16 protein-coding genes and 1 tRNA gene are annotated in these 22,577 nt (G+C 62.0%); 11 read left to right on the forward strand and 6 right to left on the reverse strand.

What is annotated here, in order from left to right; genetic code table 11:
- Positions 1–59: 59 nt before the first annotated feature.
- Positions 60–1,223 (reverse strand): phosphoserine transaminase, encoded by a 1,164-nt coding sequence (locus CCE89_RS02710; RefSeq protein WP_086436479.1) that lies wholly within the window; start codon positions 1,221–1,223, stop codon positions 60–62.
- Positions 1,224–1,522: 299 nt separating this feature from the next.
- Here CCE89_RS02710 and CCE89_RS02715 point away from each other — a divergent pair, with 299 nt between their 5' ends.
- Entirely contained in the window at positions 1,523–2,716 is a 1,194-nt protein-coding gene (locus CCE89_RS02715) for a glycosyltransferase family 4 protein (RefSeq protein WP_086436480.1), read from the forward strand.
- A 13-nt stretch (positions 2,717–2,729) separates the two neighbouring features.
- Here the strand turns inward: CCE89_RS02715 and CCE89_RS02720 are convergent, their stop codons facing one another.
- Both CCE89_RS02720 and CCE89_RS02725 read right to left on the reverse strand, forming a co-directional pair.
- Positions 2,730–3,176: a hypothetical protein gene (locus CCE89_RS02720; protein ID WP_086436481.1), complete on the reverse strand. Its 447-nt coding sequence runs from the start codon at positions 3,174–3,176 to the stop codon at positions 2,730–2,732.
- Positions 3,177–3,286: 110 nt separating this feature from the next.
- A complete protein-coding gene (locus tag CCE89_RS02725) occupies positions 3,287–3,925 on the reverse strand; it encodes a PadR family transcriptional regulator (RefSeq protein WP_234989906.1) in 639 nt (212 codons plus the stop codon).
- Between the two features lie 103 nt (positions 3,926–4,028).
- Here CCE89_RS02725 and CCE89_RS02730 point away from each other — a divergent pair, with 103 nt between their 5' ends.
- The 10 genes from CCE89_RS02730 to CCE89_RS02780 all read left to right on the forward strand — a co-directional run bounded on the left by CCE89_RS02730 (position 4,029) and on the right by CCE89_RS02780 (position 18,212).
- Entirely contained in the window at positions 4,029–5,345 is a 1,317-nt protein-coding gene (locus CCE89_RS02730; RefSeq protein WP_086436482.1) for a replication-associated recombination protein A, read from the forward strand.
- Positions 5,332–6,216 (forward strand): hypothetical protein, encoded by an 885-nt coding sequence (locus CCE89_RS02735; protein ID WP_086436483.1) that lies wholly within the window; start codon positions 5,332–5,334, stop codon positions 6,214–6,216. Before CCE89_RS02730 ends, CCE89_RS02735 begins: the two co-directional genes overlap by 14 nt.
- Before the next feature lie 1,118 nt (positions 6,217–7,334).
- Positions 7,335–7,721 carry a helix-turn-helix domain-containing protein gene (locus CCE89_RS02740; RefSeq protein ID WP_086436484.1) on the forward strand — a complete coding sequence of 129 codons (387 nt, stop codon included), beginning with the start codon at positions 7,335–7,337 and terminating at the stop codon, positions 7,719–7,721.
- A complete protein-coding gene (locus CCE89_RS02745) occupies positions 7,718–8,110 on the forward strand; it encodes a hypothetical protein (RefSeq protein ID WP_086436485.1) in 393 nt (130 codons plus the stop codon). Before CCE89_RS02740 ends, CCE89_RS02745 begins: the two co-directional genes overlap by 4 nt.
- Positions 8,111–8,531: 421 nt before the next feature.
- Positions 8,532–8,607: transfer RNA gene (locus tag CCE89_RS02750), tRNA-Thr, on the forward strand.
- 243 nt (positions 8,608–8,850) lie between these two features.
- Positions 8,851–10,293 carry a methyl-accepting chemotaxis protein gene (locus tag CCE89_RS02760; protein ID WP_234989907.1) on the forward strand — a complete coding sequence of 481 codons (1,443 nt, stop codon included), beginning with the start codon at positions 8,851–8,853 and terminating at the stop codon, positions 10,291–10,293.
- A gap of 126 nt (positions 10,294–10,419) precedes the next feature.
- Positions 10,420–11,538: an efflux RND transporter periplasmic adaptor subunit gene (locus CCE89_RS02765; RefSeq protein ID WP_086436487.1), complete on the forward strand. Its 1,119-nt coding sequence runs from the start codon at positions 10,420–10,422 to the stop codon at positions 11,536–11,538.
- Positions 11,528–14,632, forward strand: coding sequence for an efflux RND transporter permease subunit (locus CCE89_RS02770; protein WP_086436970.1), 3,105 nt, complete (start codon positions 11,528–11,530; stop codon positions 14,630–14,632). Before CCE89_RS02765 ends, CCE89_RS02770 begins: the two co-directional genes overlap by 11 nt.
- Positions 14,632–16,020 carry an efflux transporter outer membrane subunit gene (locus tag CCE89_RS02775; protein WP_086436971.1) on the forward strand — a complete coding sequence of 463 codons (1,389 nt, stop codon included), beginning with the start codon at positions 14,632–14,634 and terminating at the stop codon, positions 16,018–16,020. Before CCE89_RS02770 ends, CCE89_RS02775 begins: the two co-directional genes overlap by 1 nt.
- A gap of 161 nt (positions 16,021–16,181) precedes the next feature.
- Positions 16,182–18,212: a CHAT domain-containing protein gene (locus CCE89_RS02780; RefSeq protein ID WP_086436488.1), complete on the forward strand. Its 2,031-nt coding sequence runs from the start codon at positions 16,182–16,184 to the stop codon at positions 18,210–18,212.
- A 9-nt stretch (positions 18,213–18,221) separates the two neighbouring features.
- Here the strand turns inward: CCE89_RS02780 and CCE89_RS15215 are convergent, their stop codons facing one another.
- From CCE89_RS15215 to putA, 3 genes are read right to left on the reverse strand one after another with little or no spacing between them, the layout of a single operon-like run.
- Entirely contained in the window at positions 18,222–18,389 is a 168-nt protein-coding gene (locus CCE89_RS15215) for a hypothetical protein (RefSeq protein ID WP_159456568.1), read from the reverse strand.
- 10 nt (positions 18,390–18,399) lie between these two features.
- On the reverse strand, positions 18,400–18,993 hold the full coding sequence (locus tag CCE89_RS02785) for a DUF6338 family protein (protein WP_086436489.1): 594 nt from the start codon (positions 18,991–18,993) through the stop codon (positions 18,400–18,402).
- 27 nt (positions 18,994–19,020) lie between these two features.
- The gene (putA, locus tag CCE89_RS02790) at positions 19,021–22,545 is read right to left on the reverse strand and encodes a bifunctional proline dehydrogenase/L-glutamate gamma-semialdehyde dehydrogenase PutA (RefSeq protein ID WP_086436490.1); all 3,525 of its coding nucleotides are present in this window, start codon (positions 22,543–22,545) and stop codon (positions 19,021–19,023) included.
- Positions 22,546–22,577 lie beyond the last annotated feature (32 nt).

The raw sequence follows: 22,577 nt of genomic DNA on the forward strand, positions 1-22,577 counted from the left end.
CTTTTCCGGTTCAGGAATTGGGAAATGGCGGCGGCCCGTCTGCCGAGCCGCCAGCCGGATCAGCCGTTCTTGACTTGCTCGTAGGCCCACTCGATCCACGGCAGGAGACGCTTGAGGTCTTCCTGCTCGACCGTACCGCCGCACCAGATGCGCAGCGACGGCGGGGCATCGCGATAGCCGTTGAAGTCGTAGCCGACGTTGCGCTCTTCGAGCATCTTGACGATCTTCTTGGGCACGCCCGCCTTGTCCTCGTCGGACAGGCTTTCGTACCAATCGCCCTGGAAGACGAAGCACACACCGGTGTTGGTGCGCTTGGCAGGGTCGGAGACCATATTGCGCAGCCACGGGGTCGCCTCGATCCAGTCGGTCACGATCTTGGCATTGGCATCGGCGCGTTCGAACATCGCCTTTCGCCCACCGATCGACTTCGCCCATTCGAGCGCGGCGATATAATCCTCGGTCGCGAGCATGGACGGCGTGTTGATCGTCGCGCCCTCGAAGATGCCGCGGTTGATCTTGCAGCCCTTCTTCAGGCGGAACAGCTTGGGCAGCGGCCACGCCGGATCATAGCTTTCGATCCGTTCGACAGCCTTGGGGCTGAGGATCAGCATGCCGTGCTGGGCTTCCGAACCCATGACCTTCTGCCAGCTGTAGGTCGTGGCATCGAGCTTCGCCCAGTCCATCTCCATCGCGAAGACGGCGCTGGTCGCGTCGTTGATCGTTACCCCTGCGCGACCCGGCTCTAGCCAATCGGTGTTGGGAATCTTCGCGCCCGAAGTCGTGCCGTTCCAGGTGAAGACGACATCATTGTCCTGCGGGATGGACGCGAGGTCGGGGATTTCGCCGTAGTCGGCGTCGAGCACCTGCAGGTCGGGCAGCTTGAGCTGTTTGACCGCGTCCTGAATCCACACATTGCCGAAGCTTTCCCATGCGGCGACGGTTGCGGGACGCTCGCCCAGCATGGTCCACATCGCGCATTCGAGCGCGCCGGTGTCGGACGCGGGCATGATCCCGACGAGGTAATCCTCTGGCACGCCGAGCAGCTCTTTCGAGAGGTCGATGGCGTATTTCAGGCGCGCCTTGCCGGTCGCCGAGCGATGCGAGCGCCCGAGCGATTCGGTTTGCAACTTGTCGAAGGACCATCCGGGGAACTTGGCCGTCGGACCGGATGAAAAGAAAGGACGTTCCGGCTTCAGAGCCGGCTCGGCAGTGGTATCAGTCATGTATTCTCTCCTTGCAGAGAGCACGCGCGGCGTTGGGACCGCGTGGCCCGCTGGCGGCATTAGTGTCACGCATGGGCAAGTCAATGCGCAAATGCGTATTCATCGACAGAGCGCATCGGAAAGGTGTTCGGTTCCGTTTTTTGTTTGAGCCCTCAGACGCCGGGCGGCCTTGCGGGCCTGTGGCCCGAACCACCGCCGGATATCGAGCGGTAAACGGTCAACGGATTTCGCGCGTAGGGATTGAGGTGCGGCAAAACAAATATCGCCTTCTGCCCGCAGCTTCTCTATGCGCGTGAGCCATGGATGTCGCAGATCTTCGCATCGCGCTGTTCAGCGGGAACTACAACTACACCCGCGACGGTGCGAACCAGGCGCTGAACCGCCTTGTGGGATACCTTCTGGCGCAGGGCGCCAAGGTGCGCGTCTACGCGCCTACCGTCGAGAAGCCGGATTTCGAGCCGACCGGCGACCTCATTGGCGTGCCCAATGTGCGCATGCCGGTGAAGGGACGCGGCGAATATCGCCTTCCGCTGGGATTGAGCCGCGCCAACAGGCAGGACCTAGAACGCTTCGCGCCCAACATCGTACATCTCTCCTCGCCCGATCCGACCGGCCATGCCGGGCTGCGCTGGGCACAGGATCACGACATTCCCGTGCTTTCCTCGGTGCACACCCGCTTCGAGACCTATCCGCGCTACTACGGTCTCAAGTTCATGGAACCGTCGGTCGAGTGGATATTGCGGCGGTTCTACAATCGCTGCGATGCATTGGTCGCGCCGTCGCAGAGCATGGTCGACACGCTGATCGAGCAGGACATGCATGACGACATCGCGATCTGGTCACGCGGGGTCGATCGCGAGATATTCTCGCCCGAGAAGCGCGATCTGGCGTGGCGCCGCTCGTTGGGGCTGGAGGATGACGACGTTGCAGTGGTCTTCCTCGGGCGGCTGGTCATGGAAAAGGGTCTCGACGTCTTTGCCGACACGGTGATCGAGCTGCGCAAGCTGCAGGCCCCGCACAAGGTGCTGGTGATCGGCGATGGCCCCGCGCGCAAATGGTTCGAACAGGCGCTGCCGGGCGGCATTTTTGCAGGCTTCCAGACGGGCAAGGATCTCGGCCGTGCGCTGGCGAGCGGCGACATCTTCCTCAACCCCTCGATCACCGAGACGTTTGGCAATGTCACATTGGAAGCGATGGCCTGCGGTTTGCCGGTCGTCGCTGCGGGGGCAACGGGTGCCTCCAGCCTGGTCGACGATTGGGAAACCGGCCGCCTTGTCCCGCCGGGCGATGCGACGGCCTTCGCCGAGGCGATTAAGCCCTATTGCAGCAATGACGACCTGCGCCGCCGCCACGGTGAAGCGGGCGCCAGGAAGGCCGCCGAATACAGCTGGGACGCGATCAACAAGGTCGTCGCCGACACCTACGTGCGCCTCGTCGAGGAACGCCGCGCCCTGCAGGAAGCCGAAAACACGGTGGCAGAAGCAGAGGCCTGACCGACGGGTCGACCTAGCGCAGCACGCCCTTCGCCCTCATCCTGACACTGTATACCAACAGCAGGATGGCGATGCCCCAGAGCAAGAAGGGAAACCACGCAGGCTGGATCTCCGCAAGCTCGGGCGGCACCTCCGTCCCTGCCTCATACAGCGTCGTAATCGCGATACCGACAAGCGAGATCGCGAATGCCCATACCGCATAGCGGCTGCGGAAAAGCAGCAATAACGAACCGAGAAAAGCCCCGATCGTACCGAGCGCCCATCCGCCATGGGCCCATGCGGGAAATCCTTCGAGATAGGCAATACCCTCCGGCGGGTATTGCATCATTTCAAACCACGCTTGGCTGCGCAGGCTCGAGAAAGTGTAGTCGGCAGCGCCGATCGCATTCCACAAGAGCGACACGATCCCGACAACCCAAAGGTGCCAGGGCGTCTTACCCGAACTGATCGCCTCATCCATAATGCTTCTCCCCTCCCGCCCGGAGCGAGGCCCGGGCCAATGGAGGGAAGAATACGCTCTTGCGGCCATGCTGCGCAATCGCGTTAAGAATTACCGCAAGGCGGGTTGTTTCAGAGCCGCTCTATCCGCTTGGCGACCTCGTCGATGATGTCGACGATCTCGTCGATCGCCGCCTTGTCGAGCTTCCCGGCGCGGGCGCGGTTCTTGAGCACGCTCGCGAGGTTGCCCATCGCGCGGAAGAGGTCGGGAGAGCGGACGTGCGAACGCTTTTCGCCCATGCGCGAGAGGCGCTCCATCAGGCCGTCGAGTTCGTCGGCACGGCTGTCGAGTTCGGCAATGCCCTCGACCGTCGCTTCGTAGGGCTTTTTCGAGCCTTCTGCTTCGGCCTCGGCAATCATGCCTTCGTCCTCAAGCATCTGCAGCGTCGGATAGACCGCACCCGGACTCGGCGCATATTCGCCGCCGGTGAGTTCCTCGATCGCCTTGATCAGTTCGTAGCCGTGGCGCGGTTCCTCCCGGATCAGCGCCAGCAGCGCGAGGCGCAGCTCGCCCTGTCCGAAGACGCGGCGACGACGGCGATGGCGGCGTCCGCCACGCGGAAAGTCCTCGTCCTCGTCATCGTCCCAGCCGCCAGCGAAGCCGGAACCGAAGCCCGAACCCCAACCGCCGCCGCGCGATTGGGCGGCCATCATGGCGAGGAAAGGCCAGGCGTCGGAGCGCTTGTTTCTGCGGTGCTTGTGCCAGGTCATGGGGGGTCTCCTGTATGATTCGATAGCTCTACGATATATCTTAGACGCATCTTGGCAAGTCGTGCATGGCAATTTCCGACGAGCAGCCTATCTCGACCGACAAATGGCAGACCTGTTTCAAGACGACCCTCCCCCGCCCGCCCGTGACGACGCGCCGCGCGATGATGCGCCACTGGCCGACCGCCTGCGCCCGCGCACACTGGGCGAAGTGATCGGGCAGGAGCACATCACGGGGGCTGAGGGCGCGATTGGTCGAATGGTCGCGGCCGGACGGCTCTCCAGCATGATCCTGTGGGGGCCGCCCGGCACCGGCAAGACGAGCATTGCACGCCTGCTCGCCGACAGCGTGGGAATGCGCTTCATCTCGGTCAGCGCGGTGTTTTCAGGCGTCGCGGACCTCAAGAAAGCCTTCGCCGAGGCTGACAGGATGGCCGAGGCGGGCCAGCGCACGCTGCTGTTCGTGGACGAGATCCACCGCTTCAACCGCGCCCAGCAGGACGGCTTCCTGCCCTTCGTCGAGCGTGGCACCGTGACGCTGGTCGGCGCGACGACCGAGAACCCCAGTTTCGAACTCAACGCCGCATTGCTCAGCCGCGCTCAGGTGCTGATACTGGAGCGGCTCGACCACCAGGCGCTGAGCGCGCTGCTCGACAAGGCAGAAACGCTCGAAGGGCCTCTCCCCCTCGACGAGGATGCGCGCGCCGCGCTGATCGCCAGCGCCGATGGTGACGGGCGTTTCCTGCTCAACCAGGCCGAAACGCTCTACAATGCAAAGATCGAGGCGCCGCTCGACCCTGCCGGTCTTGGCAAGTTCCTGCAGCGCCGCGTCGCAGTCTACGACAAGGACCGCGAGGGGCACTACAACCTCATCAGCGCGCTTCACAAAAGCTTGCGCGGCAGCGATCCGCAGGCCTCGCTCTACTATCTCGCGCGGATGCTGACTGCAGGCGAAGAGCCGCTTTACGTGCTGCGCCGACTGGTACGCTTCGCCAGCGAGGACATCGGCCTCGCCGATCCGCAAGCGCTGAGCCAATGCCTCGCCGCGAAGGACGCTTACGAGTTTCTGGGCTCTCCCGAGGGCGAACTCGCGATCGTTCAGGCCTGTCTCTATTGCGCCACCGCGCCCAAGTCGAACGCGGCCTATGCCGCGCAGAAAGCCGCCTTCCGATCGGCCAGGGAAACCGGCAGCCTGATGCCGCCGCAGAATATCCTCAACGCGCCGACCAAGCTGATGAAGGATATCGGATACGGCGCGGGCTACAGCTACGACCACAATGCGGAAGAGGGCTTCTCCGGCGACAATTACTGGCCTGCTGAGATGGAGCCGCAGACCTATTACACACCGGTCGAGCGCGGCTTCGAACGCAAGGTGAAAGAGCGCATTGCATATTGGGACAAGCTGCGGCGTGAACGCAGCTAGATTCCAGCATTTCCTCGCGATCGACTGGTCCGGCGCGAAGGGCGAACGGCAGAAGGGGATCGCGCTGGCGCTGGCCCATGCGGACGGCGGCCCGCCCGTCCTGGTTGATCGGGGTAAACCGTGGGCGCGCGAGGAGGTTCTCGCGATATTGCTCGACCTGCCCGAGAATACGCTGGTCGGCATGGACCTCGGCATCTCGCTTCCCTTCGCCGACTGCGGCGCGTTCTTTCCCGGCTGGGAAGACAGTCCCGGCAATGCGAAAGCGCTCTGGGAATTGATCGACCGGATCTGCGCCGACGACCCCCATCTGGAGGTCGGCAGTTTCGTCGCGCATGACGAGGCACGCGAGCATTTCCGCCACGGTAAGGATGACGAGGGCGCGCATTTCCACCTCGATAGCGCCGCCACGCGCGAGGGGCGCTTCCGCAAGGCCGAACTGGCCCAGCGCGCGATGGGATGCCGCCCGGTCAGCAATTTCAACCTCGTGGGTGCGGCACAAGTCGGGAAATCTTCGCTCACGGGCATGCGAATGCTCAACCGACTTGCCGGGCGCGTGCCGGTCTGGCCGGTCGACCCCTTGCCGCAAAAAGGCTCGGTCATCGTCGAGATATACACCGCGCTCGCCGCGCTCGAGGCATGGCCCGAAGGCAAAGGCCGCAAGCTGCGCACAATCGAGGATCTCAACAACGCGCTGGAAGGTCTCGGCTCACCATCCGTTCGAGGCTCGGGCGCGATCGACGACCACTCGTCCGATGCGCTGATTACCGCCGCCTGGCTGCGCGCGGTCGCCCACGATCCGGCGCGGTGGACGCCCGATGCGCTCACTCCCGAAATCGCACGAACCGAGGGCTGGACATTCGGCGCGTTATGAAGGAAAGGCGCTCCCGCCCTCAAGCAGCGCAGCGACAGGGCGGACAACAACGCCCTCAAGCAGCGTAGCGATAGGGCAAACAACAACGCCCTCAAGCAGCGCATCGGTAGGGCGAGATATGTGCCGGCTTAGCTCAGTTGGTAGAGCAGTTGATTTGTAATTTCAGCGTGTCTTTGATTTTACAAAGTTTTTTTGTAAACTTTTTCCTTCAGCTGCCCCTAACGCCCCTCGGCGCCCCTCAACACTGTAAACTTTTTTACCGCTTAACGGAGGGAAAATTCGTGCCCAAACGAAACCGGCCACAGCCAAAATTTCCGTCGACACCTGAGATCAAAAGGGTCCTCTCTGCGCTGCGAAGTGTAGGCCTCTCAGTCGCATTGGTAGAGATCGAGGAAAACCGAATTCGAGCCTTTACCGCTGACGCTTTGCCTGAGCCCGAAATCTGGGACACCCCGTTTGACGAATGGAAGCGATGCCGAAACTGGACAACTTAACTGGGCGAGACTTGAGCGACTTGTGAATGCGGTTGATTTCGCGTTTATTGCCAAGCGTGCTTAGCCTCACCAGCTCAATCCCATTGACATCGGACAGTTCAAATATATGTTAATTCCTGCACCCGTAAAAGCTGCTTTGCAGAGCGGGGCAATAACGAAAGCCCGCCCGATCACAAGCTGGGCGCCAGAGGCAAGAGTTGTGTTTCTATGTGAACCAATACGAAACTCGATCGAAAGCGGGAGAAGCAGTTCCGATGCCAAAGAGCGGCAGTGTTGGGCAAAGGTTGAAGCAGCGTTCTCACAGTTTATTGAGGGCGGCTCGGTCTCCGAGCAGCTTTTGAAGCAGCTCAGAGATTACAAGTATGAACATTGGGAATTTCGATGTCGGCGACCAAGGCCGTCAATTCGTGTGTTTGGTCGCTTTGCAATGCCTGATGTGTTTGTCGCGACACATGCAGCATACCGCAAGAAACTAGGAGGGATGAACTCCCCAGAATTTGAGCATGAGAAACTTGTTTGTGAGGAACATTGGGACGCGGCAGGGCTTGGTAAGCCTTTCACTGATGCGCCCACTTTTCGTTACGAATCATACATTACAAGCAATTCGAGCAGGAATATCCGAATATGACCTATACCTATGACGCCGCGCTTTTCGCCGAGAGGAATCGCAATCGCGTTTATGATGTAGTCATAAAGGCGCTAGAAGACGCCGCCCGCAAGAAGGGCCTGACTCGGAAGCAGGTTGCTGAAAAAATTGGGCGCAGCCCTTCTCAAGTATCGACCTGGTTATCTGGGCCATCTAATTGGACCCTCGATACCGTCAGTGACTTACTTTACGCCGCCGACGCTGAGATGGATTATGATGTTGTCCAATTCATTGATCGAGCAAAGTCAAATTTGCACCACCCAGCATCATTGGAGCCTGAAAAATCTCATTCTTACTGGATAGCTGAAAGCGATTCCGGGGCTGTGACGAATGATGAGAAAAATTTGGAATGGGTGCTTAGGTGAGGAAGCTCCGGACCGACAACGTTGTTGTTTGCGAGTACGTCGCCAAAGGCGCTCACTCTAAGCATACATTGGTGAACGTATATACCGGTGATATCATCGTCAGAGAGTTCCCGGCCACTTTTCCGTTGGCGTTCTATATAGAGATTGTCCCCTTTGAAGATCTCCCTGAGAAACTTACATTCCAAGTAAAAAAAGGCAGGAAGGTAGCCGCCGAAATTGAGGTGGGCTTCAAATACGAGAAGGGCAAGACGGCTCTTTTAACTCTTCCGCAAATACCGATCACATTCACCAAGAATGTAGACATATCGGTCGTTGCGATGGGGGACGGGCTGCAAACGACCACAGTGGTCAAAAAGAAAGTCAGCACTGGAGAAATACCGAGCGGGTAAAACACTCTCGGAAAAACAATCAGCAAGCCAAGCGGTTGAGGCCAGGCACCGACCAAAGTGCCCGGCCTCCCCATGCTAGCTGGGACCCCAAAAACCCAGAGAAATTGGGGCAAGGCCGCTCTATTCATACGCTTTAGATTAGCAACCTTAGGAACCGATAAGCCTGTGTAAATTAATGAAGATTTTACCGCTTCTTATCCGTGCGGTGATCGCGAGAATCCTCGATGTTCGGATAAGGCTAGCTTCAGCATAGGAAGCACGCTAGAGGCGCCGACCCAGGAGCACATCATGTAGAATTAATTGCTCATCGTGTGTTTTCAGTGACTTATTGGGTTGGAACGTAAACTTTTCAAAAAAACGCGTAAAAGCTGTAAACTGAAAGGAATGCCAAAACCCACTTAAGTGCTTGTTTTTAAAGGATGCCGGCTTAGCTCAGTTGGTAGAGCAGTTGATTTGTAATCATCAGGTCAGGGGTTCGACTCCTCTAGCCGGCACCACACCACCCGTTCCCGACTCGTGCGTTCGGCGTTCGCCTCGCCCGCCAACTTCGCAATTGCAGAAGAATCTTCCCGCGATCCATGCGGCATGGTTAGCGCACAGTTTACCGTGACGATGCCTTTCCCTCGGGCCAGCAGCATTTTCACGTCTTCGCTCAAGCCGAAAAAACTAGGGGTTGTTACCAAGCCGATCCGAGTTCTTCGTGCAATCTTCAAGACTACCGGCATCTGCCAGACGCGCATTTGAAGATTGCCCAGGAGGTCGAGAAAGCCATGCTGTACTGGTTTGAAGCGGAAGCCCCTATTCGTCGGAAATTCGATGTCCTGATCGGCATTTTCGGATCGGTCGCGATTGCCAATATCACCGTCGCCTATCTGTCGCAGACCGGCATTCTGGGTCCAATTGCCGCAACCTTGTCAGCGGCCATTTCCGCCAGCTTCCTGCTGGCGATTTTATTCGTCGCTAAAGACCGGGTCTGTAGGCCTTACGTAAATACGGTCGTCAGGATGGAAGCGCTTGCGGATGGCGATACGGACTCGGCGTTTTCCTACACCGACTACAAGGATTGCGTCGGCCGAATGACGAAGGCGATGTCCGTCTTTCGCGACAACGCCGTTCTCGTCCAGAAGACGGCGTTGGAACAGCAAAAGGTGGTCGAACACCTGTCCTCGGGTCTCGACAGCCTGGCCAAGGGCCGCCTCGACGATCGCCTGGAAACGACATTCCCAGCGGAATATGAAGGACTTCGCAAAGCGTTCAATGAATCCGTCAGCAACCTCGCAGACATGATCGAGCAGGTGCGCGGGTCCGCGAGCAGTGTAATCAATGGCGCCAACGAAATCCGCGCCGCTTCCGACGATCTGGCAGAGCGCAACGAACAACAGGCCGCAAGCCTTGAGGAAACAGCAGCGGCGATGAGCCAGATCACCGACCTTGTGAAAAACTCCGCCGACAATGCCGCCGAAGTCCAATCGACGATGATCGCCACACATCGCGAAGCGAGCGATGGAGGCGAGGTTGTGCAGCGGGCCGTCTCCGCAATGGCCGTTATCGAGAAGTCGGCACAGGAAATTACCCAGATCATCGATGTGATCGACGGGATCGCTTTTCAGACGAACCTGCTGGCGCTCAACGCCGGAGTAGAGGCTGCTCGCGCTGGCGATGCCGGCAAGGGCTTTGCCGTGGTGGCCAACGAAGTGCGTGCCCTGGCGCAACGCAGCGCCGAAGCTGCGCAGAACATCAAGAGCCTGATCAACGCCAGCACCCAGCAGGTTGGCCAGGGTGTCGAACTGGTGGGAGAAACGGGACAACTCCTGGCAGGCATCGTATCGCGCATCGGAGAAGTCAGCGAACAGGTAACCGTGATTGCCGAGATGGCTGCAAGCCAGGCGGCGAGCCTTGAACAGGTCAACCTATCGGTCAGCAGCATGGATCGCATGACCCAGCAGAATGCGGCGATGGTCGAGGAAGCGACAGCGGCCGGTCGCAGCCTGGCCAACGAGGCTGATGAGCTGGGCCGCCTCGTCCAACAGTTCCGGACCGGCCGAAGTGAGCAGAAACGGGACGCGCGCCCACCGATCCGGTTGAATGCCGGAAGCGCAAGGCGTCCGGTGCAGATCCCCGCATTCGAGGGCAATCTCGCGCTGAAGGAAAAGGCCGAAGAACAGGATTGGAGCGAGTTCTGACGCCGTCCTCGATTAAGCCACGCAATCACTTCGCAAAAGTGCTGCACGCTTTGCGATCAGTGTAAGCGAATTTTCAAACCGGATTATTGCTTTTGATAATCATTCCGATTGTCTACGCCCTCCGGCATGACCCCCTTCAATCGAGCGCTCGGCCTGCTGGGCGCGATACTTCTTGCCAGCTGCTCGTCCGAAAACGAGGAAAGAACCGAGGAAGCAGTCCCGGTCGTCGCCGAGGACGTCCGCTTTCTTCCCGAACAGACGCAGGTTGAGGCGATCGGAACGGCGCGCGCGGTGACGTCTGCCGAGATTTATCCCGAAACCGCTGGCCGCGTGACGCGCGTGATGTTTTCTGCAGGCGATTACGTCCGGTCCGGCCAGCCGCTGCTAGAACTCGATGCGCGGCAGGAAAGGCTGGCGGTCGATGCGGCGCGGGTACAGGTCCTCGAAGCAGAGCAATTGCTCGGGCGCTATCGCCGAATCGAGGATACCGGCGCAATTTCGGAGAGCCAGATCGAGGCCGGCGAAACCGCGCTTGCCTCGGCCAAGGTGGCACTGCGTCAGGCGCAGGCGGCGCTTGCCGACAGGACCATTCGCGCGCCGTTTTCCGGTCACATCGGCCTGACCGAAATCGACCCCGGCGACCGGGTCAACGATAATACGCCGATCGCGCAGATCGATCAGCGCGGCCGCCTGTTCATCGACTTTCCGGCGCCTGAAGAAGTGTTCGCCTCGCTGCAGGAGGGACAGGTCGTGCAGGTCGCGGCATTTTCCGACCCCGAAAACCCGATCGATGCGCGCATCGTATCGACCGACACGAGAATTTCGAACGAGAGCCGCAATTTTATTGCACGGGCGGCCATTCCGAATGCGAATGATCGCTTCCGCCCGGGCATGAGTTTTCGCGTCACATTCACCCGCAACGACACCACCCGCGCAGCCGTTCCCGAAGAGGCGATCGTCTGGGGCGGAGAAGGCTCTCACCTGTTCGTAGTGCGTGACGGGAAAGCCTCGCGCGTCCCCGTCACCATTACCTCGCGCCGCAACGGTATAGCGCTGGTCGACGGCGAGCTGACCGAAAGCGATCGCGTGATAGTCGAAGGGGTGCAGAAGATCCGCGACGGACAGGACATCCGACTGGTGCGCCCGGTCTCGGCCCCCGAAGCCGATGTGCAACTGCGCTCTGGCGAGAAGGCAGGGGCTGACACCGGCGATGGCGATGGCGGCAGCGACACCGATGGCGGATAAGTCCGACCTACCCATGCTCGCGGTCAAGCGGCCGCTGCTGGTCGGGGTTCTCAACCTCCTGATCGTGATCGCGGGTCTTGCGGCCTTTGCCGGGATCGAGGTTCGCGAGCTTCCCAATGTCGATCGCCCGATCGTCTCGATCTCCGCATCGCTGCCAGGTGCCGCGCCGGAAACCATGGACAGCGAGGTAACCAGCATCCTCGAAGATGCGGTCGCCCGGGTCACCGGCGTCCGGCAGATCAATTCGTCGAGCGAGGAAAACAATTCGCGTATCCGGGCCGAGTTCAACCCGGGCGTGGACCTCGATACCGCCGCATCCGACGTACGCGAGGCGGTAAGCCGCGTGACGCGCGACCTTCCCGACCGGGTCGAACAGGTCAACATCGTCAAGGCCGACGCCGACGCCCAGCCGATCATGATCCTCGCCGTCTCGAGCACCCGCTATGGCGAGGCCGAGCTGACCCGGGTGGTCGAGAACGACGTGATCCCAGAACTGCTCAATGCAGAAGGTGTGGCGAGCATCGACCAGTTCGGCACGCGCGCGCTACAGATGCGGGTTTCGGTCGATCCGGCACGGCTCAACCGCTTCGGCCTGACCATGAGCGATGTCGCTGCCGCGCTCGAGCGCGCACCATACGACGTGCCGGTCGGTTCCTTCCGCTCCGACGCGCAGGAGCTTGTCGTGCGCGCCGACGCTAGTGCCACCGATCCCGATCTGGTGCGCGAAGTGATCATCGAGGGGACCACGCGCGTGGGCGATGTCGCTGAAGTGACGCTCGCCCCCGCCGATGCGACCAATTTCGTCCGCCTCGATGGCAGGCCGATCGTCGGCCTCGGCGTGGTCCGGCAGGCGAGCTCCAACACCATCGAGATTTCGGATTCGATCCGCGCGTCGGTCGAGAGGGTCAACGCGCGTTACGACGGCATCGAGATAAGCGTCGTTTCCGATGAGGCCGACTTCATCGAGATTTCGGTGCGCGAAGTCCTGATAACATTGGCCTTCACGATCCTCGTGGTTGTCAGCACGATGCTGCTGTTCTTCCGCGGTTGGCGCCCCACGATCATCCCCAGCACCACCATCCCGGTGGCGCTCGTCGGAGTGCTGGCAGGCATCTGGCTGATGGGTTTCTCGATCAACCTGCTGACCCTGCTAGCCCTCGTCCTCGCCACAGGGCTGATCGTGGACGATGCCATCGTCGTGCTCGAAAACGCCCAGCGCCTCCAGAACAAGGGCCTTGGTCGGCGCGCAGCAGCAGTTGTCGGCACGCGGCAGGTGTTCTTCGCGGTGGTCGCGACGACCGCAGTGCTCGTCTCGGTATTCCTGCCGATCAGCTTTCTCCCTTCCGAAACCGGCAGGTTGTTCCGCGAGTTCGGCTTTGTCCTCTCGGTCGCGGTGCTGATCTCCTCATTTGTCGCCCTGTCCCTCGTTCCCGCGCTGGCGGCGAAGTTCGACATCAGGAGCACGCACAAGGAAAACGATCGGCTATCCCAAATCGGCGGCAAACTGCGCGACCGCTACAGCTCGGCGCTGGGCTGGTGCCTCGATCACGGCAAGATGGTGGCCGGCAGCGCGGTGGTCGTCGCAGCAATGACGGGACTGCTTTACACGCAGCTCGATAGCGAACTGGTGCCGGACGAAGATCGCGGCGTCGTCGAGATCGACGCGACCGGCCCCGACGGCGTTGGCCTCGATTTCATGGATCGCGAACTCGACGAGATCGAGCTCGCGCTGCAGCCCTATCTCGAGGATGGCACGATCGACAGCACCTTCTCGATTGTCGGGCGCTACGACCCCAATCGCGTCCGGGTAACGGCACAGCTCGTGGACTGGAGCGAACGCGATCGCAGCCAGACCGAGATCGTCGAGGAGCTGAACGGGCCGCTGCGGGAAATTCCCGGCTCCCGGACCAATGCGCGGGGCCGCGGTACGCTGAGCTTCGGTGGCGGCGGAGGCGGCAATATCGAGGTCGCGCTGACCGGCGGCGAATATGACAATATCTACCGATCGGCACTCGCGCTGAGCGAGGCGATCGACACAGGCTCCGACATCCTCTCCAACCCCGACATCTCCTACCAGCCGACGCAGCCGCAGCTGTCGGTACAGATCGACCGGCAACGGGCGTCCGACCTTGGGGTGGAACTGGACGACGTCGCGCAAACCCTTCGCGCGATGGTCGGCGGCGATGATCTCGTGGATCTCAATGTCGGCGATCAGGCTGTACCGATATTCCTCACCTCCAAAGCCGTGGCGGTGACCGATCCTTCCGACTTGCGCAATCTCTACGTCCGGACTTCCGGCGGGGCGCTCGTGCCCATGTCGAGCATCACACGGATCGTCGAGGAGGGCATCGCGGCCGAACTCGACCGGACCGAGCAGCGCCGCGCGATCGAGGTCGAGGCCAATATCGCGGAAGGTGTCCCGCTGCAGGATGCAATCGACGAGATCGAACGGCTGGCAAGCGAGACGGTGGCCGACGATATCGACATGCTGCTGCAGGGCGAGGCGGAAAGCCTCGAGGAAACCTCTAACGACGTGCTGCTGACCTACATGTTTGCGCTGGTGATCGTCTTCCTCGTGCTCGTCGCCCAGTTCGAAAGCCTGACCAGCGCGCTGGTCGTGCTGCTCACCGTGCCTTTCGCGCTCGCCGCTGCGATCATCGCGCTGTTCCTTTCGGGAACCTCGCTCAACATCTACTCGCAGATCGGGCTCGTGATGCTGATCGGCCTGATGGCGAAGAACGGCATTCTGATCGTCGAGTTTGCCGACCAGCTGCGCCATCAGGGTCGCAGCGTGCGCGAAGCCGTGGAAGAGGCCGCAGCCATTCGCCTTCGCCCGATCGGCATGACGCTGATGTCGACCGTGCTCGGCTCGGTTCCGCTGATCCTCGCTTCTGGTGCCGGAGCGGAGGCGCGCCAGTCGATCGGCTTCGTGATCTTCGGCGGCCTTGGCATCGCTGGTGTCTTCACCCTCTTCCTCACGCCGGTAATCTATCTCGGCATTGCACGCTTCGGTGAGCCGCGCAGCGTCGACCTGGCGAAGCTCAAGGAAGAGATAGACGACGTCGACGAAGACATGACGATGGCGCCCGCGTGATGCTCCGCAAAGCTGTGATCCTGGGCTGTTCGCTTGTGCTCGCCGGCTGTGCGACCGGTGCCGTCGATGTTCCCCGCCCCGCCGCCATCGAAGCGCCCGCCGCATACAATTCCGACCTGCCGCCGGCCGGATTGAACGAAGTGTGGTGGCGCGCCTTCTCAGATCCGGTTCTCGACGAGCTGGTGGCGCGCGGGCTCTCAGCCAATCTCGATATCGAAGCCGCCAGCGATCGGCTGCGCGCTGCAGAAGCGCTGCTTCGCGCCGAACGCGCCGACCGCCTGCCGACAGTCGATGGCGGCGCGGAGGTCGGCGTCGAAACCGGCGACGGCGGCTCGCGCTCGACCGCAAGCGCCGGACTTTTCGGAAGCTTCAACCCGGATATTTCAGGCAGGCTGGGCGCCGAGATCGACCTCGCCGCCGCGCGCTATGCCGAGGCCGAATATTTCCGTTCCGACCAGCAGCGCTTGATCGCCGCCGCCATCGCTTCGCGCTATGTCGAATACCGCAGGACCGGCGCGCAGCTCGACCTGCTCGAAGAATCGACCGACCTCCAGCGGCAGACGCTGCGGATCGTCACACTGCGCTTCGAAGCCGGCCTGTCCGCCAATCTCGACGTGCGCCGGGCCGCTGCCGACCTTGCCCAGACGCAGGCGCGCCTCGGCCTCATCGAACTGGCACGCGCCGAGGCGAAACACGCACTGGCCGTTCTGGTCGGCGAGGCACCGGGTACGCTCGATATCGCTCCCCCGACGGACAATGGATCGCCCATCCCCGACTATGGCGCGGGGCCGCCCATCGGAGAGCCGGCCAACCTGTTGAGGCGTCGCGGCGATATTCTCGCTGCCGAAGCGCGGCTCGCGGCGGCTGCGGCGCAGGTCGGCATCGAACAGTCCGATTTGCGGCCCTCGCTCGTCGTGCCCGGCTCGATCCTGATCGGCGACGGGTCGATGGACGGGCTGTTTTCGGACTTCGTCGCGACGCTCGGCGCAGCGCTCGACCTTCCCCTGTTCGACGGGGGACGTCGCCGGGCCGAGGTCGAGGCTGCGCGCGCCGAATTGGACGCGAGCCTCGCGGAATACCGCCAGTCCTTCCTCCTCGCGCTGGGCGAGGCGGAGAACGCGCTCGTCGCCATCGATGCTTACCAGAAACGCGCGGATTCGCTCGCCGAAGCGATCGAACAGAGCGAAACCGCGCTCGACCAATCGAACGCGCTCTATCGCGAGGGGCTGGCATCACTGTTCGACGTGCTCGATGCGCAGCGCCAGCTGATCGCGAGCCGCCAGTCGCTGCTCGACAACAGGGCCGATCTGGCGGACGCTTTCATTGCGCTCCATTCCTCCGCCGCCACATCAATTGGCACGGAAGCCGCCGAGGCCGAGGCTCCCTAGCGGGCGTCGCTCTTTCCCGAAGCGCGACAAAATTTGCCAAGTCGCAGCTTCCGTCGCAGTATCAACGAAGGGGGATCAAGAGACGCTGGGTAGCCAGCACCAATATCGCCCTCCCGGGTCGCGCTTGCGGGCAATTCTGTCCCGCCCTCTGGGGGTATCCGATGTCGAACACCAAGCGCTGGAAAATCGAGTTCTCGCCAGTCGGAGACGGGCACTACAACGTCGAGGTTCGCCGATCTGAGGGCATGACGCCCGACCGCTTCACCACGAAAATCCCGCCGGATACGGACGATCTGGTCCAACAGGCGCAGCAGGAAGGCGGTCCAACCCGCAGCTTCCGCAGCGATGCGGCGCAACTCTCTCCCGAAGCGCGGCTGTTCAGCGCGGGCGACCTGCCGACGCTCAAGGAGGTGGGCGACCGGCTGCTCAACTGCATGTTCGACGTCGGTAATGGCACGGCAGGTTACGAGGTGCTCGGCGTGCTCAAGAACGAGATCGCGGAGAACGAGGGGCTCGAACTGCAGATCGACCTGTCGCGCGCGCCCGAACTTTCGAGCATTCCGTGGGAATCGCTTTATCTCAAGTCGACCGACAGCTTCCTCGCGATATCCAAGACCTCGAACATCGTGCGGCGCATGGACGCGCAACGGCAGCTGCCGCCGCCGATCGACCGCCCGATCCGTGTCCTGGTCGTTTCCGCCAATCCCAAGGAAGACCTCAACACCGGTCTCGAGGTCGGCAATATCGAGAAGCGCATCAACGAACTGATCGCGACCGGGAAGGACGATTTCCGGATCGAGACCGTGCCGAACGCCACGCGCAACCAGTTTCGCGAAGCGGTGGGCGATTTCCGGCCTCACATCATCCACTACATCGGCCACAGCTCCTTCAGCGATGGTGAGGGCCATCTCTATTTCGAAAGCGGCGAGAAGGGCGTGTCCGACCCGGTCACCGCCGATGAACTGCGCTTCATGCTGCTCAACGACAGGCCGTGGCTGGTCGTACTCAATTCCTGCGAGAGCGGGATCACCTCGCAGGAGCGCCCGATGGCGGGTGTCGCGCAGAACCTGCTGGGCCGGCTCAACATTCCCTTCGTCGTCGCGATGCAGCAGCCGATTTCGGACGATGCGGCGATTTCGTTCTCGCAGAAGCTCTATGCCGAGCTGACTGCGGGCGAGACAGTCGCGAACGCGGTAACCGCCGGGCGAAGCGCGATCTTCACCGACGCCGACATCCGCACCAAGCTGGAGATCATCACGCCCGCGCTCTACACATCGGGTGCAGCGGATCGGCTTCATTTCAACGAGACGGATGAACCTGCGAGCACATCACCGGTCGAGGCCGCAGCAGCCGCTGCGGCGACCACAGCGGCAGCGCCTCTGACGGGCGCTTCGATTCCCGAACCGCAAACTCAGGCGCCGCCTCCGCCGCCCCCTCCCCCTCCTCCGCCGCCTTCGGAGCCGGTCACGCGCGGCGCTTCCAGCGAAGAACCGGCGGCGAAGAGGGATTGGGTCAAAACGGCCGGGCTCGTCGCAATGGGCATGCTGGCGATGCTCGCCATCATCATCTGGGCGGTAGAGTCGAGTGACGAGCACGATGGCGACGATCTCGATGAAATGGAGGTTGCGGCTGCCAACGGTACGCTGACGAACCCCGTCGGCGCCTACGTCGTGTACGAAGGTGAGGAACTGCTCGAATATGTCTACGCCGACAGCGAGGGTAACGAGTATCTCGGCCGCGATCCTCTCGTTGGCACCTGGGAAATCGTCGACGGGGCTGCCTGTTTCCAGTTCGCTTCGCCCACCACCTGGGGCAGCTGCTATGAGCGCAACCTTGCGATGGACGGTCTCTACTTCGACTCGAAATACGATCAGACCTCGCTCTTTGCTCTCAGCCCGCCGCCCGAGGAGCAGAAGTCAGCGCCCTATCCTGGAGCCTATGTCGTCGGGGTTAGCGATGAGGAGCAGCGCCTCCTGATCCTGTCGGACGAAGAAGACGCCGAAGGCCGGAAGATCGCCTATGCCGCGATGACACTCGATTACGGGACCTGGGGCGTTTCGGAAGGACAACGGTGCACGACCATTGCCGGCGTGACGGAGTGCGACGAGATTTCTGCCGATTCAGGCGACGCCCAGTTCACTTTCGTACGCGAGAATGAGCCGAACCTCACCTTCGTCCGCCTGATGAACTAGCCCGTCGAGCTATTCGCCGGGCTTCTTGCTCGCGCCGCTGCCACCGGTGGGCGGCCCGCCGCCATCGCCCTCGGTCGGCTGATAGCCGCCGCGCAGGCTGGGCGACCAACCGCGCATCTTGCGCGGCTTCGCCTGTTTCTCGTTCGCTGCGTTCGGGTCCTGCTTGTCGTCCGCCATGCTCACCTCTTCAATCGAATATCTCGACCACCTGGATATCCTTGCCGCATAATAGCACACCGCGTTCCGGCTGTACCTTCTCCCACGGCCCGTCGTCGCGCACGACCCAGACTTCCTCGAGATAGAGATCGCGTTCGCCGCCGTTGGACGAGGCGAATGAGCCTGCGCCCATGCGGCCTGCATATTCGGTCCCGTCACCCAGCCGCACGAGCAGGAAATTGCCCTGCTTGAGGTTGGAGAAGGCATAGTCCCAGGCTGCCGGCATGTGATGGGTCAGCTTCAGCCCGAAGCGGTTCGCCTGGCGGTAGAACCATTCCTTTTGGTCCGAGATCACGACGATGAACCCGATGACACAGGGAACGACGAAGTAATAGAGGAAGGCCCAGAGCCAGCCCGGCAGGGCGACGGCTCCGGGGACCTCGAACAGCGGCCTCAGCGCGGCATAATAGACGGCCGAGACCGCGGCATAGGACACCGCGCGATCCTTGAGATCGGGGACCGCCCCTTCCTTGAACCGCGCGCGTATCCCCAGGATGAGGAAGCCCGGCGCCAGCAGCATGGCCAGCGTCGTCCAGTTATCGGGATCGAGAAACTGCGCTTCCATTCACGCAGCATGCCGCCACCGTGGCGATCATGCAACTGCCATCAGGCTCGCATTCCCTCCTGCCGCAGTCGTATCGATCGAGGTAGAGACCTCTTCCAGCATCCAGTCGGTGCAATAGGGCCGGACCGGACTGCCCAGCTGGACGATCGGAATCGGACCATCGCGCTCTGCAATCGCGGTCAGGATCGGGGTAATGTCCGTTCCTGAATCCTCGATCAGGACGTGATCGAAAGGCATTTCGGCGAGCCAGTCATCGACCCATTCGACCTCCTCCTCGGCAAGGCCGATGGCGAGTTCGCGCGCGCTCTCCGGTGCGACAGCGGTGTTGCCGGTCGTGCGCACCGCTTCGAGCTGCTCTTCCAGCCCCTCGCTGGTCGTCGGCAAGAGCAGCACCCGCCCGCGCGGATGGACCGCGTAAAGATTGCGCTCTCCGACAGGGCCGGGAAGCTCCTGCGCCTGGAACAGTTCAGGAGCGTGATAGCCTGCCCCCTTGTTGAGACGTCCGAGATAAAGCGGCCCGCCTGCCTTGGGACCGGTGCCCGAGAGGCCGCTGCCGCCGAAGGGCTGCACCCCGACGATTGCGCCGATGACGTTGCGATTGACGTAGATGTTGCCGACTTCCGCGCGCGCGACAACCGCGTTGACGGTCTCGTCGATCCGGCTGTGCACGCCGAAGGTGAGACCATATCCGGTCGCAGCGATCTGGCGCATCACTTCGGGCAGGTCGCGCCGCTCGTACCGCATCACGTGCAGCACTGGCCCGAAGACCTCGCGCTCAAGCTGGTCGATATCGTCGATCTCGATCATGGTCGGCGGGACGAAAGTGCCGTGCTCGGTCTCCCCGGCGAGGTCGACCTGCTCGACGCGATGGCCTTTCTCGCGCATCGCCTCGATATGCGACAGGATGTTGTCGCGCGCCTCGGCGGTGATGACCGGACCGACATCGACGCTCAGACGGTCGGTCGCGCCCACGCGCAGCTCGGCCAGCGCGCCGCGGAGCATCTCCAGCATCTCGTCGGCCACTTCTTCCTGCAGGCACAGGATCCGCAGGGCGGAACAGCGCTGTCCCGCGCTGTCGAATGCGCTCGCGATCACGTCGCGCACCACCTGTTCGGGCAGGGCCGAGCTATCGACAACCATCGCGTTCTGGCCGCCGGTTTCCGCGATGAACGGGATCGGTGCACCATCGGGCTGGGTGCGCTTGGCGAGTTGACGCTGGATCAGCTTGGCGACTTCGGTCGAGCCGGTGAAGATCACGCCGCAATTCTCTGGCGCACCCACCAGGGCTGCACCGATCGGACCTGCGCCGGGCACAAGCTGCAGCACGTCGCGCGGCACGCCAGCCTCGTGCAGGATGTCCACCGCCTGCGCGGCGATCAGCGGCGTTTCCTCGGCCGGTTTGGCGAGCACGGTGTTGCCCGCGACCAATGCAGCAGAAACCTCGCCGACGAAGATCGCCAGCGGGAAGTTCCACGGACTGATCGCAATCATCGGGCCAACGCCGATCGCGCCTTCCATGTTCTGTCGCGCTTCCTTGGCATAATAGCGCAGGAAATCGACCGCCTCGCGGACTTCGGCAATCGCGTTGGCGGCGGATTTACCGGCTTCTCGCATGATCAGGCCGAGCAGCGGCTCCATCTGTTCGTCGAGCAGATCGGCGGCGCGTTCCAGACACTCGGCGCGCTCCCCCACCGGCCTGATCGACCAGTCCGGATAGGCGGCCTGCGCCCGCTTGGCAGCGGCGCGGGCACCATCCTCGGTCGCCCAGGTGACATGCCCCACCTCGTCACGGTGATCGGCCGGATTGACCACGGCTTCGGTCTCGCTGCCAGCATCCTCGGCGAAGGTCGGCGCGGCGCGCCAGTCACGCGTGGCGCTTTCCTGCAGGGTCTTCGACAGGCGTTCGAGCAGGTTTTCGTCGGTGAGATCGAGCCCGCGCGAGTTTTCGCGTTCCGGATAAAGATTTCGCGGCAGCTTGATCAGCTCGTGGACCGAGCCGAGCGGCTCGATCGCTTCAGCCTCGTCGACCGGGTCGCTCGCCAGTTCTTCGACCGAGATATCATCGTCCCAGATACGATTGACGAAGGACGAGTTCGCCCCGTTTTCGAGCAGGCGCCGAACGAGATAGGCCAGCAATGTGTCATGCGTGCCGACCGGCGCGTAGATGCGGCACGGCCGGTTCAGCTTCTTGGGTCCGACGACTTCTTCGTAGAGTGCCTCGCCCATGCCGTGGAGGCACTGGAACTCGTAATCGCCGATCTCGAAGTCATCGCCGGCGAGGTGATAGATCGTCGCCAGCGTCTGCGCATTATGCGTCGCAAACTGCGGGAAAACGTGTTCGCGCGCATCGAGCAGCTTGCGCGCACTGGCGATGAAGCACACGTCGGTGTGGATCTTGCGCGTGAAGACCGGGAAGCCCGGCAGGCCCTCGACCTGCGCGCGCTTGATCTCGGTATCCCAATAGGCGCCCTTGACCAGCCGCACCATGATCCGGTGGCCGCTGCGCTTCGCAAGATCGATGATCCAGTCGAGCAGCATCGGGCAACGCTTGCCATAGGCCTGAACGACGAAACCAAGCCCGTTCCAGTCTCCGAGCTCGGGATCCATTGCGAGCGTTTCGAGAATGTCGAGCGACAGCTCCAGCCGGTCGGATTCCTCGGCATCGATGTTGAAACCGATGTCGTAGGATTTCGCCAGCACTGCGAGTTCCTTCACGCGTGGCAAAAGCTCGTTCATCACCCTGTCCGCCTGCGAGCGGAAATAGCGCGGGTGAAGCGCCGACAGCTTGAGCGAAATGCCGGGGCCGGCATAGACGCCGCGACCGTTCGAACCCTTGCCGATCGCGTGGATCGCTTTCTCGTAAGCGTCGTAATAGCGATTCGCATCATCCATGGTCATCGCCGCTTCGCCGAGCATGTCGTAGCTATAGCTGAAGCCCTTCGCCTCGCGCTTGCGCGCAGTCTTCAAGGCTTCACCGATGGTTTCGCCGGTGACGAACTGCTCGCCCATCATCTCCATCGCCATGTTGACGCCGCTGCGGATCACCGGCTCGCCCGCACGGCGGATCAGGCCGGTGAGCGAGGCGCCGAGGCTTTTTTCGGGCACCGGCGCGACCAGCCTGCGCGAAACCACAAGGCCCCATGTCGCGGCGTTGACGAAGATCGAACGGTCATCACCGACGTGCGAATACCAGTCGCCGTCCGAAATCTTGTCGCGGATCAGCGCATTGCGGGTCGCCGGATCGGGAATCCGCAGGAGCGCCTCGGCAAGGCACATCAGCGCGATGCCTTCCTGGCTGGACAGCGAATATTCCTCGACCAGTTCCTCGACACCACCCTGCTGCCCTTTCTTGCGCAGCCGCGTGACGAGCGATTTCGCGATTTCGGAGATGGCTTCGCGATCGTCTTGCGGCAGGCGCGCCGCCTCGATCAGCGGGGTGATAGCCTCCGCTTCTGGCAGGCGATAGGCCGCGGTAATGGCACGTCGCAGATGATCCGGTTCGGAAACACGGGGGGCGAATTGGGAGAATGGCGCAGAGCGCGGTTCAGCCATAGGAACTGACCTTAAGTTCGTGTGTAAGTTGG

The sequence above is a fragment of the Altererythrobacter xiamenensis genome (genome assembly GCF_900177715.1).
GTDB lineage: Bacteria > Pseudomonadota > Alphaproteobacteria > Sphingomonadales > Sphingomonadaceae > Erythrobacter > Erythrobacter xiamenensis.